We start from the raw sequence: 16530 nt of genomic DNA, 5'->3' as shown, positions 1-16530 counted from the left end.
ATATATTTCCTTTTATGGAATAAAAAACTTTTACACACGTCTTCTTAAGTAAGAGGAGTAAAAACATGCATAAAACCATTGAAAACATACTACCAATGCTAAGACGCTTTGCCTACTCATTAACGGGGAATGCTGCTGATGCAGACGATTTAGTGCAAACTACGTTGGAAAAAATACTAACAAAAGGCGTGCCTGCTGAAGTTGATGTCACTAAATGGGCATTTAAAGTTTGTCGTAATGTATGGATTGATGAATACCGTGCTCGTAAAGTTAGGCAAAATGCTGTGCTTAAGCCTGAATTACAAGAATCACAAAGCATGGATGAACAGCAAGTATTCGACAGCAAAGAAATGCTAGGCCATGTTAATGTAGCGATGAATACTTTACCTGACGATCAGCGTGCTATTTTATCCTTAGTAGCGGTACAAGGTATGTCATATAAAGAGGTGGCAGCATCAATGGAAATCCCGGTTGGTACTGTGATGAGTCGGTTATCGCGAGCGCGTGCCGCATTAGTGGATATGATGAAACCTTATCGAGTAGGAGTAGACGCATGAAAATAAGCGATGAAATGTTAAGTGCTTTTTTAGATGCTGAACTTAGCGAAGAGATGATGGAAGCAGTACGCTGTGCGCTGGAAACCGATGACGATTTAGTGATGCGTTTAGCTGAATTAGCACAGGTAGATCACTGGGTGGTAGAAAATGCGGCCATTATGGATACAACACCTGTTGCTGATGATTTGTTGCAACTAGCTAAAAAAATTGATAAAAAAATAGCGCATGATGAACCTTCAGTAACAGGGGAAAATGTTGTTAGTTTATCACATTGGAAAAGTATCAATAAAAGCATAAAAAAACATTATGCTTTAGCGGCCGGCGTTGCCATGCTATTTGGTGTTGGTACCGTAACTCTAATGCAATCACAGCAACAATCGTCAGTAATTACCGCAGGGGTAGCGCAAGCCTTAGATCAGATGCCGAGCGGTGAAATGTCAATAACAACACAAGGCGATGCAATAACGGCAAATTTAAGTTTTACCAACCATGCAGGCGATTACTGTCGTCAGTTTCAACACGCAAACGAGCAAAAAACTAGCGTTAATATTGCCTGTAAAGAAAACAAGCAATGGCAGCTTAAGCTCACAGAAAAAGTAAACTTGACAGAAAATTTGCAAGATTATCGTACGGCGTCCAACAATGCTCAACTTGATAGCGTTATTGACGATATGATCAAAGGACCTGCTATGGATAGAGCTCAAGAACAACGAGCTATTACGAATAATTGGCAAACAACTAAAAATAACTGAGGTGAAAAATGAAAACACTTATTACTTTTATATTAATGACTTTATTAGTTACAGCTTGTACTTCTAAACCTGATTATCGCCCCGCGAATAAAGGTTCAGTCGGCTATAGTGAGCAAAAAATTACTAACGACAGGTTTCGTGTGCAGTTTAAAAGTGTCTCAACTAGTGTTGCCGACGCCGCAGATTATGCTTTATTAAGATCTGCTGAACTCACCCAAGATCAAGGCTTTGATTGGTTTGTTATCACCAGTAAAGAGACCTTTGTTGAGTCTGAAAAAGTAGAGCCAGCTTCAGCGATAGGTTTATCACACCAGCAGCGTGTTGAACGTCGTTGTGGTTTATTAACCTGTGAAACTCATCACCGCCCTATGAATGAAGTTGGCGTTTCATTTAGTAATGCTAGTAGTCGCAAAGAAGTGCACAGTATTTTAGAAATTCGCATGGGCAAAGGCGTTATGACTAACGAGTCGAGCTATAATGCCGCTGATGTGATTGAAAACTTATCTAAAAAACTAACAACGAACGCTAAGTAGTTCATTGCTTAAATGAGTAAAAAACTGAAGAAATATCTTCATAAAAGCTAAAATTTTAAAAGGCCTATTTGGGCCTATTTGGGCCTTTTTTACTTTTATTTATTAATGTTGAAACAGTTCTTGTTTTGAAAATAGGCTACCGTGTTCAGAACTTTATCGAGCGAATGTCACTTGTTATATTCTGATTAACAGAAAATATGTTGCCAACGTACGGAAAGAAAAATGCTTTAGGCTCATTGAGTATGGTACCCATTGATATAATGAAACGGTCAACTCAGCATTTTTTAATCGAACATAGACACAGTAATCTGAACTATAACTACTCTTAGAAAGGGTAAATATCCTTGCGCCGAATTACCGTCGACACAGGGATATATTAGGCTAAGATATTAGAAAAATTACGCTAAATCGAAACGATCAGCGTTCATCACTTTAGTCCATGCAGCGACAAAGTCGTGAACAAATTTTTCTTTATTATCATCCTGCGCATATACTTCGCTATAAGCACGAAGAATCGAGTTAGAGCCAAATATTAGATCAACGCGTGTCGCTGTCCATTTGACCTTATCTGATATACGTTCACGAATTTCATATAAATTATCAGCCACTGGTTGCCATTTATAGTTCATATCTGTGAGGTTAACGAAATAATCGTTCGACAATACACCTTCATGTTCGGTAAATACCCCATGCTTAGTACCACCGTAGTTAGTGCCTAGCATACGCATGCCACCAATTAAAACGGTCATTTCATGAGCGGTTAAGCCCATTAATTGTGAACGGTCAAGCATTAGCTCTTCGGCGCTAACACTGTAGTCACCTTTGAGCCAATTGCGATAAGCGTCATGTAGAGGCTCTAGTACTTCGAACGACTCTACATCAGTCATTTCATCGGTTGTATCACCACGTCCAGGTGTAAATGGTACTGTAATATCAATGCCTGCGGCTTTTGCTGATTGTTCAACACCTAGGTTACCGGCTAGCACAATAACATCAGCGATACTTACACCACTCTCTTTAGCAATATCTTCAAGTATCGTTAGTACTTTACTCAAACGTGCAGGCTCGTTACCTTGCCAATTGTTTTGTGGTTCAAGGCGAATACGTGCACCATTAGCGCCACCACGCTTGTCAGAGTCACGGTAGGTTCTTGCGCTGTCCCAAGCAGTGGATACCATTTCACTGATATTTAAGCCACTGGCAGCTATTTTGTCTTTCACCGACTCAACATCATAATCGGTCATACCTGCAGGTACTGGGTCTTGCCAGATAAGATCTTCTTGTGGAATATCACAGCCGATATAGCGACCTTTTGGCCCCATATCTCGATGCGTTAATTTGAACCATGCACGTGCGAAAACGTCAGAAAAATAGTCAGGGTCATTAGCAAAACGCTCTGAAATTTCACGATAGGCTGGATCCATCTTCATCGCCATATCTGCATCTGTCATAATCGGATTTTGGCGAATAGACGGGTCTTCAACATCAACAGGTTTGTCTTCTTCTTTAATGTTCACAGGTTGCCATTGCCAAGCGCCAGCAGGGCTTTTTTTCAGTTCCCATTCGTGTTTAAGAAGCATTGAGAAATAACCGTTATCCCACTGGGTAGGATGAGTTGTCCACGCGCCTTCTATACCACTAGTCACTGTATCGCGACCTATACCGCGTTTGGTTTTATTGTTCCAGCCTGTTCCTTGCTCTGAAATATCGGCGGCTTCTGGTTCTCTGCCAAGTATTGACGCATCGCCGTTACCGTGACATTTACCTACTGTGTGACCCCCAGCGGTTAGCGCAACGGTTTCTTCATCGTTCATTGCCATACGTTCAAAAGTTACGCGTATGTCATGAGCCGTTTTAAGTGGATCTGGCTTGCCGTCAACCCCTTCAGGATTAACGTAAATCAATCCCATCATTACTGAGGCTAATGGATTTTCTAAATCGCGCTCACCGGAATAACGACTGTTTTCACTGCCGCTTGGCGCAAGCCATTCTTTTTCAGCACCCCAGTAAGTGTCTTTTTCTGGATGCCAAATATCTACGCGACCAAAAGAAAAACCGAAGGTTTTTAAGCCCATAGATTCATAAGCAATGGTGCCGGCATAAGCGATTAAATCTGCCCAGCTAAGCTGATTACCGTATTTCTTTTTAATTGGCCAAAGTAGGCGGCGTGCTTTATCTAAATTGGCATTGTCGGGCCAAGAGTTGATCGGTGTAAAGCGTTGATTACCGGTAGCTGCACCACCTCGACCATCTGCGATACGATAAGTGCCTGCGGCATGCCATGTTAGACGGATCATTAAGCCACCATAGTGTCCCCAATCTGCAGGCCACCAGTCTTGACTGTCAGTCATTAGTGCGTGCATATCTTTATTGAGCGCAGCTATGTCTAGGTCTTTAACTGTTTCACGATAATTAAAGTTTACACCCATAGGATTGGTTTTTTTGTCATGTTGATGAAGAATGTCGAGGTTAAGCGCCTTCGGCCACCATTCCATGTTTGTCATCGAGCTTTCTGTCGCGGCACCGTGCATAACAGGGCATTTTCCACTGACTGTTTTCTTATCATTCATATTAAATTTCCTTGGGTGAATTGCTAGTAATAGCTTAGGTCATAGAGCGGTTCGGTAAAGTGACTCAACACGATCACACAGCTACAAAAGCTATTGTTGAAAGACCTAATCAAGTAGACCTGTATAGAGGGTGAAAGTTTCAGATAAACCTGATACTTATAAACTTAAAATAACTGAAAGCGCCAGTTGTTAAGTGCCACTTTAATATCAGTTAAGTCGTGGTGTTCAGTTTAACTTTAGCCATCAGCAGCATCTTGAACGGCTTCACCTGCACTTTCGATATCTTTCCCTGCGCCTTCTATTGTGGCGCAAGCACCTAAGGCACTGCCGAGTAACAATACCGTTAATATTGATTTTATGTTTGCATAGTATGTTTTAGCTTTCATTGTGTATTCCTTTTTGGCTATTAGCTTATTGTGCTTAAAAAATATTATCTTAAGCGTTATTGCATCTTCAATAGAGTATGGCGCAATTAAGCGCTTTTGCTTGTAGTATTGTTATCTGTTGAGAGGTCAGAGCTACAATCGTTAGTCGCTTTATTGTTGCTTTTTTCTTCATTATTTTTTACTGAGCATAGTATTTGATTTTTCGCCGCCCTTAGCACTAATGTCCAGTGTTCTAATCGGAAATGGTATTAATATAATCAGCTTGTTCTAACGACTATTTAATTTTTATTATCGCTTCATGCCGAGCTTTCATAAAGCCGGTTTCTCCTAGGTAATATATCCAGAACCAAACTAATAAGTCGATACTACTATCGCCAAAACTTTCAGCAAATATAGCGATTTTTTCTTTTTTAATAATAAAGTCACATTGGTTTAACTCTTCAACAATAACGTCAGCGGTTGTTTGGCAATAACAAGGTTCGAAATATGAAAAAAGCTATACTTAAATTACGTCGAAAAAGTAAATTCACACTATTGTAAAGCATTGATAATTTTTAAGGATTCACTTTATATAATACAAAAGTTGATACATAATACTTCTTTTTAAAGGAGTAAATCATTATGGAATCAATCAAAATAAAGTCGTTTAGCCTATTTTTAGTGATGGCAGCATTAATTTCAGGCTGTGCGACAGAATCCCACCAAAAAGTTACTATTGTCCCCGTAGAAACTAATAAAACCGTTTACAACGGTCCAAAATCAACACTTGTATTAGGTGAATTTAATAATCGTTCAAATTACATGCAGGGCTTGTTCTCATCGAATATAGATAAGCTGGGCAATCAAGGTAAAACAATTCTTAATACCCATTTGCAACAAACTAATCGCTTCAAGGTGGTTGATAGAGAAAACTTAGCTAATTTACAAAAAGAAGCAGCGTTATTAGGTATTAAACAAGAAATTAAAGGTGCTCGTTACGTTATAAGTGGTGGAGTTACTGAATTTGGTCGCAAAGTTGTTGGTGATAAGCAGTTGTTTGGCATATTAGGTTCAGGAAAGAGTCAAATTGCCTATGCTAAAGTTTCATTAAATATTATTGATGTTTTGACGTCTGAAATAATTTACTCAACGCAAGGCGCAGGTGAATTTCAACTGAGCGAAAGGCAAGTTATCGGTTTTGGTTCTAAAGCGGGTTATGACGCGACACTTAACGGTAAGGTTTTAGATTTTGCTATTAAAGAAAGTGTTAATAATATGACTAGAGATCTTGAAAACGGTACGCTGAATTTCGCTTTATAATAAGAGAGACTTATGAAAAATAAAATTTTAACTATTTGTACTGCCGTTTTGTTGTTTTCTGGCTGTGCATCAAATGACACTCAGTATTATTGGGGAGAATATGAAAACTTAGTGTATAAAACACATCATACACCAGGCGAAGTGCCACCAAGTGTTCAAATTGAGCAATTACAAACAGATATAGAAAAAGCTGAAGCAGCAGGTAAGCCAATTCCTCCTGGTGTATATGCGCATCTAGGTTTGATGTACGCAGCGAATGGCAATAAAGAACTTGCTTTAGCATCCCTTACTAAAGAAAAAGAATTATTCCCTGAATCTACAAGATTTATTGATGGCTTAATTAAACGTTCATTAACTAACAGCTAAGGAGTTAAAAATGAAGACGAATATTTTTAAAGTTGCTCTTGTATCAGTCCTTATTTTATCTGGTTGTGCTGCAGTTGAACCATATAATTATACTGCCTTACAACAAGCTGCTCCTCGTTCTATTTTAGTACTTCCGCCAATGAATAGCTCAGTGGAAGTAAACGCACCATACTCATATTTATCAACTGTATCTCAACCACTTGCGGAAAAAGGCTATTATGTTTTTCCTGTTTCAGTGATTGATACTTTTTTAAAAGAAAATGGATTGCCTACGCCAGCTGAAATGAATGGTATTGCATTAGATAAAATTGATGAAGTTATTGGTGCTGATGCCGTACTTTACGTTGATATTCAAGATTGGGGACAAAAATTTCAAGTATTGTCATCAGTAACCGTAGTGCAAGGTCACGTAAAGCTTGTTTCTGTTAAAACGGGTGAGCTATTATGGGATTCAGTGATTAGCGCGCAATATAATCCGAACAACAATAGTGGTGGCGGTTTAGTGGGTGCATTAGTCGGTGCTGTTGTGTCACAGATCGTAGGTGAAATTTCTGATAATTCACCGCTAGTTGCTCGAATGGCCAATGCTGCTGCATTTAATTCACCTAAGCGTGGTTTACTTAATGGTCCTTATAAAATAGAAAAGAAGAAAAACTAAATCTATTTTAAATGAAACAATTTACCGTGGCTTATTTTATTCACGTGCTCAAATAAAGCAGTATTTTCGACTATATAAAAGCTTCTGAATAATTTCAGGAGCTTTTTTTTATGTTTAAATTAAGCGGAAAGTTAGTCTGAGATGAAGTCGTTACAAGTAAGCCGGAAATGCTAGCCGTTTTACCAAAGTGAGTTCTTATTTTTCAAGCGTTTTTGATTGTTAAAATCAGTAATAAAGTCTAGTAAACTTGATAGACTCTATATTTAGGATGAACTTCTAGATAATCACACCAAGTACTAAAGTTTTGGTAGTTAAAACGTTGGTCTGTAGCGGTGATCCAACGTGATGTCGACTTAACTTGTAGCTGAAATTTTACTTTATGTCCGTCAATGGCGACATAACAGGCTAAAGGCTCAAATGTTTCGTTTTTAATTTTTACCCGAGCAAAACCATTAGATGATTCACCAAAGGTTAGGGTTATTTTCGGCGAAGCCCAAATAACTGGACTAATAATAATCACCGCTGCACAAAAATATTTTGTAATTTTCATATGTTAACTTTCTGTTTTTAAATGTATTTAATTCATTATTATTAATAAACAGCTTAAGTTTAATTAAAGTTTTCTTAAGATAATTTCAATTATACCATTGAAAGCATCAATACGTGTCTCCATTACTATTATCACAACAAAACATGTGTCGAAAACGATAACGATTAAAAGACGCAGTAAAAAGAGACCCTATTCATGGCTAACATTACCCCAATTAAAAAAGAAACTCATCAGAATATTAAAATCGCCGCGAAACGTGATTTATCAAATGTATCTACTCAACATATTGCACCGATCAGTGCGCCTGAGTATTCTCAAGCAGCAACAAGTTACCCTATTGTCATTGTTAAAGATCAAGGCACAGAGCGCTACCGCAGTGTTGTAATGCTAGGTTTAGAAGCGGGTGAAAATTTATATCACAAAGAAGATTCTTGGAATGCGGTTTATGTTCCACAAAGTATTTCAATGTCACCATTTTCTCTGGGTTTAGATCCTGAAAAAGAAAAAACCCTGACTGCTTGTGTTGATTTAGATAGCAAGTTTGTCGGAGAAGATAAAGAACATGAATTGTTTGACGCCGAAGGCAATGACACTGAATTCTTTAAAGGTGTGCAAGATTCACTAGGTCGCTTATACGATAATGAAGTGATGAATGAAAAATTCCTTAAAGAGTTAGTTGATAACGATTTATTGTTAGAGCTTGAACTTAATGTCAACTTTGCTTCAGGTGAAAGTAAGAAGCTTGTTGGTCTTTACAATATTGACGAGAAGAAAATTCAAGCACTAAGTGACGAGCAAGTATTAGATTTCCATAAGCGTGGTTTATTCATTCCAATTCACGCGATGTTAGGCTCTGTAGGTCAAGTTAATCGTCTAGCACAATTGCGTAATCAAAGTGAATCACCAGCAAAAGTTAACGCTATTCGCTTTACACCAGTAACGGCTGAAGCCGAAAAATAGTGGCTATGTAATTTACCGATAAAAAAGGACCGTTAGGTCCTTTTTTTTCGATTTGTAATTAGTTTTTTGAATCTTTGTGGTTAATATTTAGCCTGATGGGGATTAATTGATGATTATAAATTAAACGTCTGCTAGGATGATTTTTAGCTGACGTTGTTTAATTGATGTAGGGTTAGGGATTTATACCGTATGACTGTCCAGAAAAAATTACCAAGTGATATTGAAGAAAACATCCAAAATTTAGCGGGTGATATTTATTTGCAGATTGAAGATAAAATCACCGCGCTTTTGAGTAGTTACAGCGACAATATTGAAATTAGCCCTGAAGCAATTACCACACATCCACTTTTTACGGCACTTGAAGAGCAACATCAAGCTCAGCAGCAGCAGGCTAAGCAAAGCCTCGAAGATAACAATGCTGAACTTTCCACATTAAAGGCAGAGCAAGCAAGTCAGCAAAGCCAATTAGCACAACTTCAAGAAAATTTAACCAACGCAGAAAATCTCAATAGTGCAAAACTCACCGATTCAGAACAAGTTTTAAAAGATAAGCTTGCTGAAAATTCACAGTTAGCTAAACAAGTGGCAACTCTTAGCCAAGAAAATACTGAACAACAACAGCGATTAAAAGAACTTGGTTTTGAAACAGAAAATACAAGTAAACAGCTGAAAGCATTAGTAACAGAAAAAGAGGCTTTAGCAAAAAACGACAAGGCAAAAGCCGCAACCTTAGCGGTTCAAAATCAACAATATTCAGATTTACAGCTTAAATTTGATCAAGTGTCGAGTGAGCTTGAGTATTTAAAAGCTGAGCAAGAGCATAAGTTATTATCGAGTAATGAGCAGTTAACGCATGAGCAACAACAAGCGGGGCAATTAACAAAACAAATTGTCGCCTTACAAAAAGAACTTGAAAAGAAACAAGCAGCTTTCGTTCAACAACAAGAATCGATAACAAGCAAAACACACGAAAATAATGATCTAACAATAAAAATTAATACTTTAGAGCAAACTATTGAGCAATTAGAACAAAATGAACAAGTTGTTCAACAGCAATATGAAACTCAAAAACAGCAAATTAACGCCAAGTGGCTTAACGAACAAGAAAAAAATGCCGAAATATTACAGCGCACCTCAGATGATAATGAGCAAATAATTAAACAAATGCACGATGCTGAGCGCAACAAACAAGCGCTTGAAAATGAGCTTGCCAATGTTAAAGGCGAACTAACATCGGTTACCAAACAGCAGTTGCAGGTACTTGATACGGTTAAGTCATTAGAAGTACAAGTTCAAAAAGAGCAAGCCGTAACAACATTACTAAGTGAAGAAAAAATTCAGTTAGAAGCATCACTTGTTCAAGCTGAGCATGAAAACAATAATAACAATGAGCAGCAAGCGCAGAAGATTGCTGCATTAACCAAAGAGTTAGCCGCAATCGTTATTGAGGGTAAAAATGCTCAACAAAGCCTGGCTAATCTAGAGCAGAAAAACCAAGCGCAAGTAAAACAAATTACCTCACTTACAGAACAAGTTGATAGTGAACAACTGAAATTTAAACAAACGATTGATAAAAAAGATGAAAATCATCAACAAATAGTGACCGGGCATCAGCAAGAATTAGCAGATAAAAATGCTGCGTTGACTGAATTGCAGCGACAAGCGGATAAAACATCGACTGAGCTCACTCAACTGCTAAATACTCAAGCAGAGCTATTATCGGCGGAGTCAGCTAAATTTGTTGAGTTACAGCAGTCCCATTATCAGTTAGAAGAAAGCAAAGATAAAATCACCCAAGAATTGAGCGAAAAACAACAGCAATTAACTGTTATAGAGGCCGAGTTAGCCGCCGATAGAGCAGCAACGGAAAAATATAGGCTTTTACATCAAGATACTAAAGAAAAACAAGAAGTTGAATATAACAAAGCACGTGAAACAATAAAGTATCTTCGAGATGAAAATACTGAGTTAAATCGAAAACTTGAGCAACAAATTAATGCACTTGAAGATAAATTAACCGAATATCGTTTACGCTTCGACTATGCACAAAAGCAGTTAACGAAACTAACTAAATAAACGGCTAATTTGGTTATACTTAAGCGCCTAAAAAATGGTGGCCTTAGCTGGAAGTAAAAATATAATGAGATAGAGCTCTACCAATCAATAACGCAGTATAAAACCTTTATGACAAAGCCTTTTTTGAGGTTTGTAAATAATATGCTCAGGGCTTTTTCTGTTTGTAAGGCAATAACCATTAATAAAAATTTGTGCTTATAGCATAACGTTTTCAGGTGTATTGAAACTCGCATTTTGAAGTCACTTGGGTATATAATACTTCTCTATTTTTTATCCTTGATAATGAGACTCTCCGTGGCAATTCACCACCCTTTTAACAAATTAAGTCAGTGGCAACAGGTGGCCTTTAGTGCAGCGTTACTTGAGCGCATGTTGCCTAATTATCATATGTTTGCTGAACATGTGGAGTTTGGTGATTTTAAGGTCTTGAGAAATCAACTAGACCTTATTTGGCAATGGTTAGATAAAGCTAATCGTTGCAAGATTAATTACGACGCCCAAATTGCTAAACTTGAAGAGCAAGTACCTGATCCTGATGCTTTTGACTTTTTAGGTGTGTTTCCGGCGCTTGATAGTGCTATGGCATTGATGTCATTGTTTCAAGCGATGCAAGATCCAGAAAGTGATGGTTTTGTTAACGTCAGTAAATTATCTGAAAATAGTGTTAGCTACTATGTTGAGTTGAGCTTAGCTCAGCAAATTGATGAAATAACACCTGAAGAAGATGAAATAACACCTGAAGAAGATGAAATAGTGATCTCTCCTCAACAAATTGCAGAGCATCCCTTAATGCAATGGGAAATTGCCACGCAAAATGAACTCTTCGAATTTTTAACTACCGCCAGTGAAAACAAAGCCAGTTGTGTACAGGCAAAAGCTATGGTGTTAGAGGAAGGTTTATCAAACTTAGGCATAGAAATTAACGCTTAATATTATTAAATTCAGTATTTTTTGACTGTTTGTTTGGTTAACGTTTTTTAACGTATAAATCTTATTTTCCAGCTTAGTTATCGATTAAGTCTGTTTTATATCGGCGATATTATTGCTGATTATGCTTTATTTAATCACGAGTATTTATTTGTTAAATCATCATCTAGAACATCAGCCTTAAAGTGTATTTAAACGAGGACATATTTATTGTTTTTTGAAGGTTCAGAGAAAAAAGCTAACATTATTATCGATGTAAAGCAGCTTTCATTGTTAGATGATATTGCAGATGATTTTTGGCTGGCACTTGTGCAATGTTGTAATGCAAAAATATTATCGACGATAGAAAATGATGACTGTAAAGCATTTTTACTGTCAGAATCGAGTTTATTTGTTTGGCACGATCGTTTATTAATTCTAACCTGTGGCAATACCCGTTTAGTGCATTCGGTTGAATATTTTATTCAACATATGGGTATGAATAAAATTTTACAGATAACTTATCAAAGAAAAAATGAATATTTTGCTCATGCCCAGTTGAGTAGCTTTGGCGATGACATTGCTCTTTTACGGCAACATGTCGATGGTAAAGCTTTTCGTTTTGGCGAATTAGACGGTCATCATAATTATATATTTCATCAAGACAATAGTTTTCAGGTTAGCGGTGAAGATAAGTCATACGAGCTAATCGCTTACCAAATTTGTCAAAAAGCGTCTAAAAAACTCACCACGGTGGGATTAAAATCACATGAAATTCGAAAATTTTTACAATTAGATCGACTTTTAGCAGGCTTTATATTGGATGATTTCGTCTTCGAACCCTTTGGTTATTCAATTAATGCTATTAAGGGCATGCAATATTTAACTATTCACATTACTCCGCAAGCGAATAGCAGTTATGTCAGTATCCAAGCCAATATTAACTTGATTGCACTTGCACCAGAATTTTTAACTATATTAGCGCCTAAGTCGATTGATATATTAAGCTTTAATGAGTTTGAATTTAGTGAGTTAACCCAACAGTACATTCCGCAAGAATACATTAGCAAGTCACTTTTTCAGCAACATTTAAGCAATAATGATTTAGTGTGTTTCGCGAACTATATACAGCCGCAAACAATTTTTAGTCAAGCTGAATTGCTAGATATTCAAGGGCAGCGGCACGCACTTTAATGTAATTGGTATGAATGAAAATAATAAAATCGATGGATAAAGGAAGTTATATGAAAATTAGATATACCATTTTTACTGTTGGTGTATTAGCCATTTCTATGCTGCATTCAGTAAGCGCACAAGACTTAAATTTAAGTAATAAAATTAAACGCATTGAGCTGTCTGTTCATAAAACCATGGCGGCATTTCAAGTACCTGGCATCGCAGTAGCAATTATTAAAGATGACGAGGTAGTGCTAAGCAAAGGTTTTGGTGTGCTTAAACAGGGCAGTGAAGAAAGGGTAAATGCTGATACTTTGTTCGGTATCGCTTCAAATACTAAAGCTATGACCTCAGCATTATTAGCGAGTTTAGTAGATGAAGGAAAGCTAACTTGGAAAACTAAAGTTATCGATATTATCCCTGAATTCCAGTTGCCCGATGCCTATGTTACTCGAGAATTTACCATTATCGATTTGCTGTCCCATAACAGTGGCTTAGGTTTAGGTGCTGGCGACTTAATGATTTGGCCTGAAACCACACACACCAATCAAGATATTATTAAAGGCTTAAAGTACTTACCCCAAGTGTCGAGTTTTCGTAGTGAATTTGCCTACGACAATTTGATGTACGTTATAGCCGGCGAAGTCATTGCAAAGCTAACCGGTAAGCCTTGGCAAGAAGTTATTCAAACCCGCATATTTGATCCATTAGGGATGAAAAATACCCGAGCAAAATTTTCTTTAATTCCCGTAACTAATAAAAATGTTGCTCGTGCACATGTGCCTTTAGAAGGCGAGTTGCATGTTGTTGGTGGTAACTTTTTAGAGAAGTTTTCATCTGCAGGTTCGGTAGCATCAAGTGTTAATGATATGTCGCTATGGCTTAAAGCTCAGCTTAATCACGGTGAATATGGTGTTGGTGGCGACAAAGCTTTAAGACTTTTTAGTGCACAGCAAAGTCGTGAAATGTGGCAAGCACGAACATTGTTAAAAGTGTCACAAGCTATAACAGAGCAAGATAAAACCCATTTTAACGCTTACGCTCTAGGCTGGTTTGTTAAAGACTACCACGGCGTAAAAGTGGTACGACATACTGGTGGTATATTAGGTATGGTATCAAAAGTGGTGATGGTGCCAGAAAAAAATTTAGCTATGGTGATTTTAACCAACCAGCAATCAGGCTTCGCCTTTAATGCTTTATCTCAACAAATTTTGCATGAATATCTTGAGCTCCCAGCAAAAGATTGGGTTGAGCATTACGCCGCATTACAGCAAAAAAATAACGCTCAGAAAAAAGCACATTTAGTCAAAGAGGCTTCAGTTGTCGATAAAAATTCAACACCTTCTTTGCCTTTGGCAAATTATGCACAAAGCTATGTTGATAATTGGTACGGTGAAATTGCTATTAGTTTAGTGAGTGAAAATTTGGTTATGCGGTTTGCTCACACTCCTGCACTGCATGGCACATTGGAGCATTATCAACACAATACCTTTATTGTCCGTTGGGACGATAGAACCTTGGAAGCCGATGCATATGTGAACTTTAATTTAAACACCGATGGCAGTATTAATTACGCTACTATGAAGGCGGTGTCTAAGGCGACAGATTTTAGTTTTGATTTCCATGATTTGAAGCTACAACCCAAAAAGTAAGCTCATCAGTATTGTTTTAAACAAAAAAGAGGCTAAGGCCTCTTTTTTTGGTATAAATAACAAATTTACAATTAAGTTAAAATCAACTTAAGTGATTAAAGAAAACTGAATTTAAGGGCGCTACACCACACTATTTTGATAGAGTCGATAGATAACTTGTCCTGCTACTTTTTCTTTTAAAAGTTGCCAATGGCTTGGCATAGTTTGTTCGTTATGGTCTGCTTCCATTTCCACATATATCAAGGCATCGTCAGTTAAGCCTTTTTCGCTTAACAACTCGGCGGTTTGTTGAGCTAAGCCCTTTCTAAAAGGCGGATCGATAAACACTAACGAATAATTTTGTTGGTTATTTTTTAGAAAGTCTAAAGCATTTTGCTGCACAACTTGGATGCTATCTGCTTGTAGCAAAGCTTTATTGTCTTTTAGCTGCTGCGCTGCTGGTTTGTTTAACTCGACCAAGGTTACGTAACTTGCACCACGCGACATGGCTTCAAAACCTAACCCGCCAGAGCCGGCAAAGCAATCTAAACAATTTGTGTCTTGAATATAAGGCATCAGCCAATTAAATACCGTTTCTTTGACACGATCTGTGGTTGGGCGCAGACCATCGGCCATTAATACCGGTAATTTTCGACCACGATATTGACCTGAGATAATACGTATTTGGCCTTTAGGGGCACTTTTATCAGAATGTTTTTTGACTTTGCTCATAACTTAAACAGCTTTTGTTTTTTGTCAGCAGGTTAGGTGATACTATATCGATAATTTTATCCTTGTTTACTCATGAATACCAATTGATCTAAAGATTTGTTCAAGTTAGAACGCGCTTTAGTCAGATGATTTTAGTAGTAAACCTATACATCAAATTAATATTATAAATACATTTATGTCAAAGAAAAAAGGTATGTTTGCCTGGTTAGGTCTGGGTAAGAAAGAGCAAGAAGACGCGGCGCCAGTTACTGAGAAAGTTGTTGTTGATAATAGTGTTATTGAAGAGATTGAGCAGCCAAAGACTACTGAATCGCAACCAACAACAGACGCAGTTTGTCACGAAGAAGTTATAGCGGAAAATAGTTCACCACCACTGGCAGAAATGGTTGCAATTGATGGCGCTGTTATTGAACAATTACCTGCAGAGCCAGAGCCAGAGCCAGAGCCAGAAGTTGGCTTTTTTTCGCGTTTAAAGCAAGGCTTAACAAAAACTCGCCAAAATCTTGGTGGTGGGGTTTTCAGTTTATTTAGTGGTAAAAAAATTGATGAAGAGTTATTTGAAGAACTCGAAACTCATTTATTATTAGCGGACGTAGGTGTTGAAACCACCACGAAAATCATTGATTCTTTAACGGAATCAGCATCGCGTCGGCAATTAAAAGATGCTGAAGCTTTATATGATTTATTAAAAGCTGAGCTGAAAAAAATTATCGAACCTGTTAATAAGCCACTTGAGATCCCGTCAGGCGACGGTCCTTTTGTGATTTTAATGGTTGGTGTTAATGGTGTGGGTAAAACCACCACCATTGGTAAATTAGCCAAGCAATTTCAGGCACAAGGTAAGTCGGTTATGTTAGCCGCGGGTGATACCTTCCGTGCTGCGGCCGTTGAACAATTACAAGTATGGGGTGATCGAAATGACATCCCTGTTGTTGCTCAACATACCGGTGCAGATAGTGCTTCAGTTATTTTTGATGCCATAAGTGCTGCTAAAGCACGTGGCGTTGATATATTAATAGCGGATACTGCAGGGCGCTTACAAAATAAAAATCATTTGATGGAAGAACTTAAGAAAGTGGTTCGGGTTATGAAAAAGCTTGATGTTAATGCCCCTCATGAGGTTATGTTAACACTTGATGCTGGCACCGGACAAAACGCTTTAAGCCAAACAAAACTTTTTGATGAAGCTGTTGGTTTAACAGGATTAACCCTGACTAAACTCGATGGTACCGCAAAAGGTGGTGTTGTTTTTGCCGTTGCCGATAAACATGCCATTCCCATTCGCTACTTGGGTGTTGGTGAAGGTATTGATGATTTAAGACCCTTTAATAGCAATGATTTTATTGATGCATTGTTCAACCACGAAGCACATGAATAA

Annotated in this window: 16 protein-coding genes and 1 pseudogene; 12 read left to right on the top strand and 5 right to left on the bottom strand. The window is 37.7% G+C overall.

What is annotated here, in order from left to right; translation table 11 throughout:
• The first annotated feature begins 65 nt into the window (after nucleotides 1–65).
• The 3 genes from H4J38_RS04715 to H4J38_RS04705 are packed head-to-tail and all read left to right on the top strand — an operon-like array spanning nucleotide 66 to nucleotide 1842.
• Nucleotides 66–557: an RNA polymerase sigma factor gene (locus H4J38_RS04715; RefSeq protein ID WP_182129876.1), complete on the top strand. Its 492-nt coding sequence runs from the start codon at nucleotides 66–68 to the stop codon at nucleotides 555–557.
• On the top strand, nucleotides 554–1309 hold the full coding sequence (locus H4J38_RS04710; protein ID WP_182129874.1) for an anti-sigma factor: 756 nt from the start codon (nucleotides 554–556) through the stop codon (nucleotides 1307–1309). The genes H4J38_RS04715 and H4J38_RS04710 overlap by 4 nt, the downstream gene beginning before the upstream one ends.
• An 8-nt stretch (nucleotides 1310–1317) precedes the next feature.
• Complete coding sequence (locus tag H4J38_RS04705; protein ID WP_182129872.1) at nucleotides 1318–1842, top strand: CC0125/CC1285 family lipoprotein; 525 nt, start codon at nucleotides 1318–1320, stop codon at nucleotides 1840–1842.
• Between the two features lie 398 nt (nucleotides 1843–2240).
• Here H4J38_RS04705 and katG read toward each other — a convergent pair whose 3' ends face one another.
• From katG to H4J38_RS17140, 3 genes and pseudogenes are all read right to left on the bottom strand, one after another.
• The gene (gene katG, locus H4J38_RS04700) at nucleotides 2241–4412 is read right to left on the bottom strand and encodes a catalase/peroxidase HPI (RefSeq protein ID WP_182129870.1); all 2172 of its coding nucleotides are present in this window, start codon (nucleotides 4410–4412) and stop codon (nucleotides 2241–2243) included.
• Between the two features lie 236 nt (nucleotides 4413–4648).
• Nucleotides 4649–4798, bottom strand: a complete 150-nt coding sequence (locus tag H4J38_RS04695) for an entericidin A/B family lipoprotein (protein WP_182129868.1) — start codon at nucleotides 4796–4798, stop codon at nucleotides 4649–4651.
• Nucleotides 4799–4969: 171 nt separating this feature from the next.
• Nucleotides 4970–5240 (bottom strand): annotated as a pseudogene (locus H4J38_RS17140) (mechanosensitive ion channel family protein); the annotation flags it as partial.
• Nucleotides 5241–5419: 179 nt separating this feature from the next.
• Here H4J38_RS17140 and H4J38_RS04690 point away from each other — a divergent pair.
• From H4J38_RS04690 to H4J38_RS04680, 3 genes are read left to right on the top strand one after another with little or no spacing between them, the layout of a single operon-like run.
• Nucleotides 5420–6097 carry a CsgG/HfaB family protein gene (locus tag H4J38_RS04690; protein ID WP_182129866.1) on the top strand — a complete coding sequence of 226 codons (678 nt, stop codon included), beginning with the start codon at nucleotides 5420–5422 and terminating at the stop codon, nucleotides 6095–6097.
• 12 nt (nucleotides 6098–6109) lie between these two features.
• The gene (locus H4J38_RS04685) at nucleotides 6110–6463 is read left to right on the top strand and encodes a DUF4810 domain-containing protein (protein WP_182129864.1); all 354 of its coding nucleotides are present in this window, start codon (nucleotides 6110–6112) and stop codon (nucleotides 6461–6463) included.
• A 10-nt stretch (nucleotides 6464–6473) separates the two neighbouring features.
• On the top strand, nucleotides 6474–7121 hold the full coding sequence (locus H4J38_RS04680) for a GNA1162 family protein (protein ID WP_182129862.1): 648 nt from the start codon (nucleotides 6474–6476) through the stop codon (nucleotides 7119–7121).
• Nucleotides 7122–7359: 238 nt separating this feature from the next.
• On the opposite strand, the gene H4J38_RS04675 is transcribed toward H4J38_RS04680, so the two are convergent.
• Nucleotides 7360–7671: a hypothetical protein gene (locus H4J38_RS04675; protein WP_182129860.1), complete on the bottom strand. Its 312-nt coding sequence runs from the start codon at nucleotides 7669–7671 to the stop codon at nucleotides 7360–7362.
• Between the two features lie 195 nt (nucleotides 7672–7866).
• On the opposite strand from H4J38_RS04675, the gene H4J38_RS04670 reads away from it, so the two are divergent.
• From H4J38_RS04670 to H4J38_RS04650, 5 genes are all read left to right on the top strand, one after another.
• A complete protein-coding gene (locus tag H4J38_RS04670; RefSeq protein WP_182129858.1) occupies nucleotides 7867–8631 on the top strand; it encodes a SapC family protein in 765 nt (254 codons plus the stop codon).
• 189 nt (nucleotides 8632–8820) lie between these two features.
• A complete protein-coding gene (locus tag H4J38_RS04665) occupies nucleotides 8821–10707 on the top strand; it encodes a hypothetical protein (RefSeq protein ID WP_182129856.1) in 1887 nt (628 codons plus the stop codon).
• A gap of 294 nt (nucleotides 10708–11001) precedes the next feature.
• On the top strand, nucleotides 11002–11637 hold the full coding sequence (locus H4J38_RS04660; RefSeq protein ID WP_182129854.1) for a YjaG family protein: 636 nt from the start codon (nucleotides 11002–11004) through the stop codon (nucleotides 11635–11637).
• A gap of 207 nt (nucleotides 11638–11844) precedes the next feature.
• The gene (locus tag H4J38_RS04655; protein ID WP_182129852.1) at nucleotides 11845–12807 is read left to right on the top strand and encodes an adenosylmethionine decarboxylase; all 963 of its coding nucleotides are present in this window, start codon (nucleotides 11845–11847) and stop codon (nucleotides 12805–12807) included.
• A gap of 50 nt (nucleotides 12808–12857) precedes the next feature.
• A complete protein-coding gene (locus H4J38_RS04650) occupies nucleotides 12858–14441 on the top strand; it encodes a serine hydrolase (protein ID WP_182129850.1) in 1584 nt (527 codons plus the stop codon).
• 120 nt (nucleotides 14442–14561) lie between these two features.
• Here the strand turns inward: H4J38_RS04650 and rsmD are convergent, their stop codons facing one another.
• The gene (rsmD, locus tag H4J38_RS04645) at nucleotides 14562–15152 is read right to left on the bottom strand and encodes a 16S rRNA (guanine(966)-N(2))-methyltransferase RsmD (protein ID WP_182129848.1); all 591 of its coding nucleotides are present in this window, start codon (nucleotides 15150–15152) and stop codon (nucleotides 14562–14564) included.
• A gap of 175 nt (nucleotides 15153–15327) precedes the next feature.
• Here rsmD and ftsY point away from each other — a divergent pair, with 175 nt between their 5' ends.
• Nucleotides 15328–16530, top strand: a complete 1203-nt coding sequence (gene ftsY / locus H4J38_RS04640) for a signal recognition particle-docking protein FtsY (RefSeq protein ID WP_182129845.1) — start codon at nucleotides 15328–15330, stop codon at nucleotides 16528–16530.

The organism is Colwellia sp. BRX10-3, from assembly GCF_014077505.1.
Taxonomy (GTDB): domain Bacteria; phylum Pseudomonadota; class Gammaproteobacteria; order Enterobacterales; family Alteromonadaceae; genus Cognaticolwellia.
This window is presented reverse-complemented; position numbering and strand designations above follow the sequence as displayed.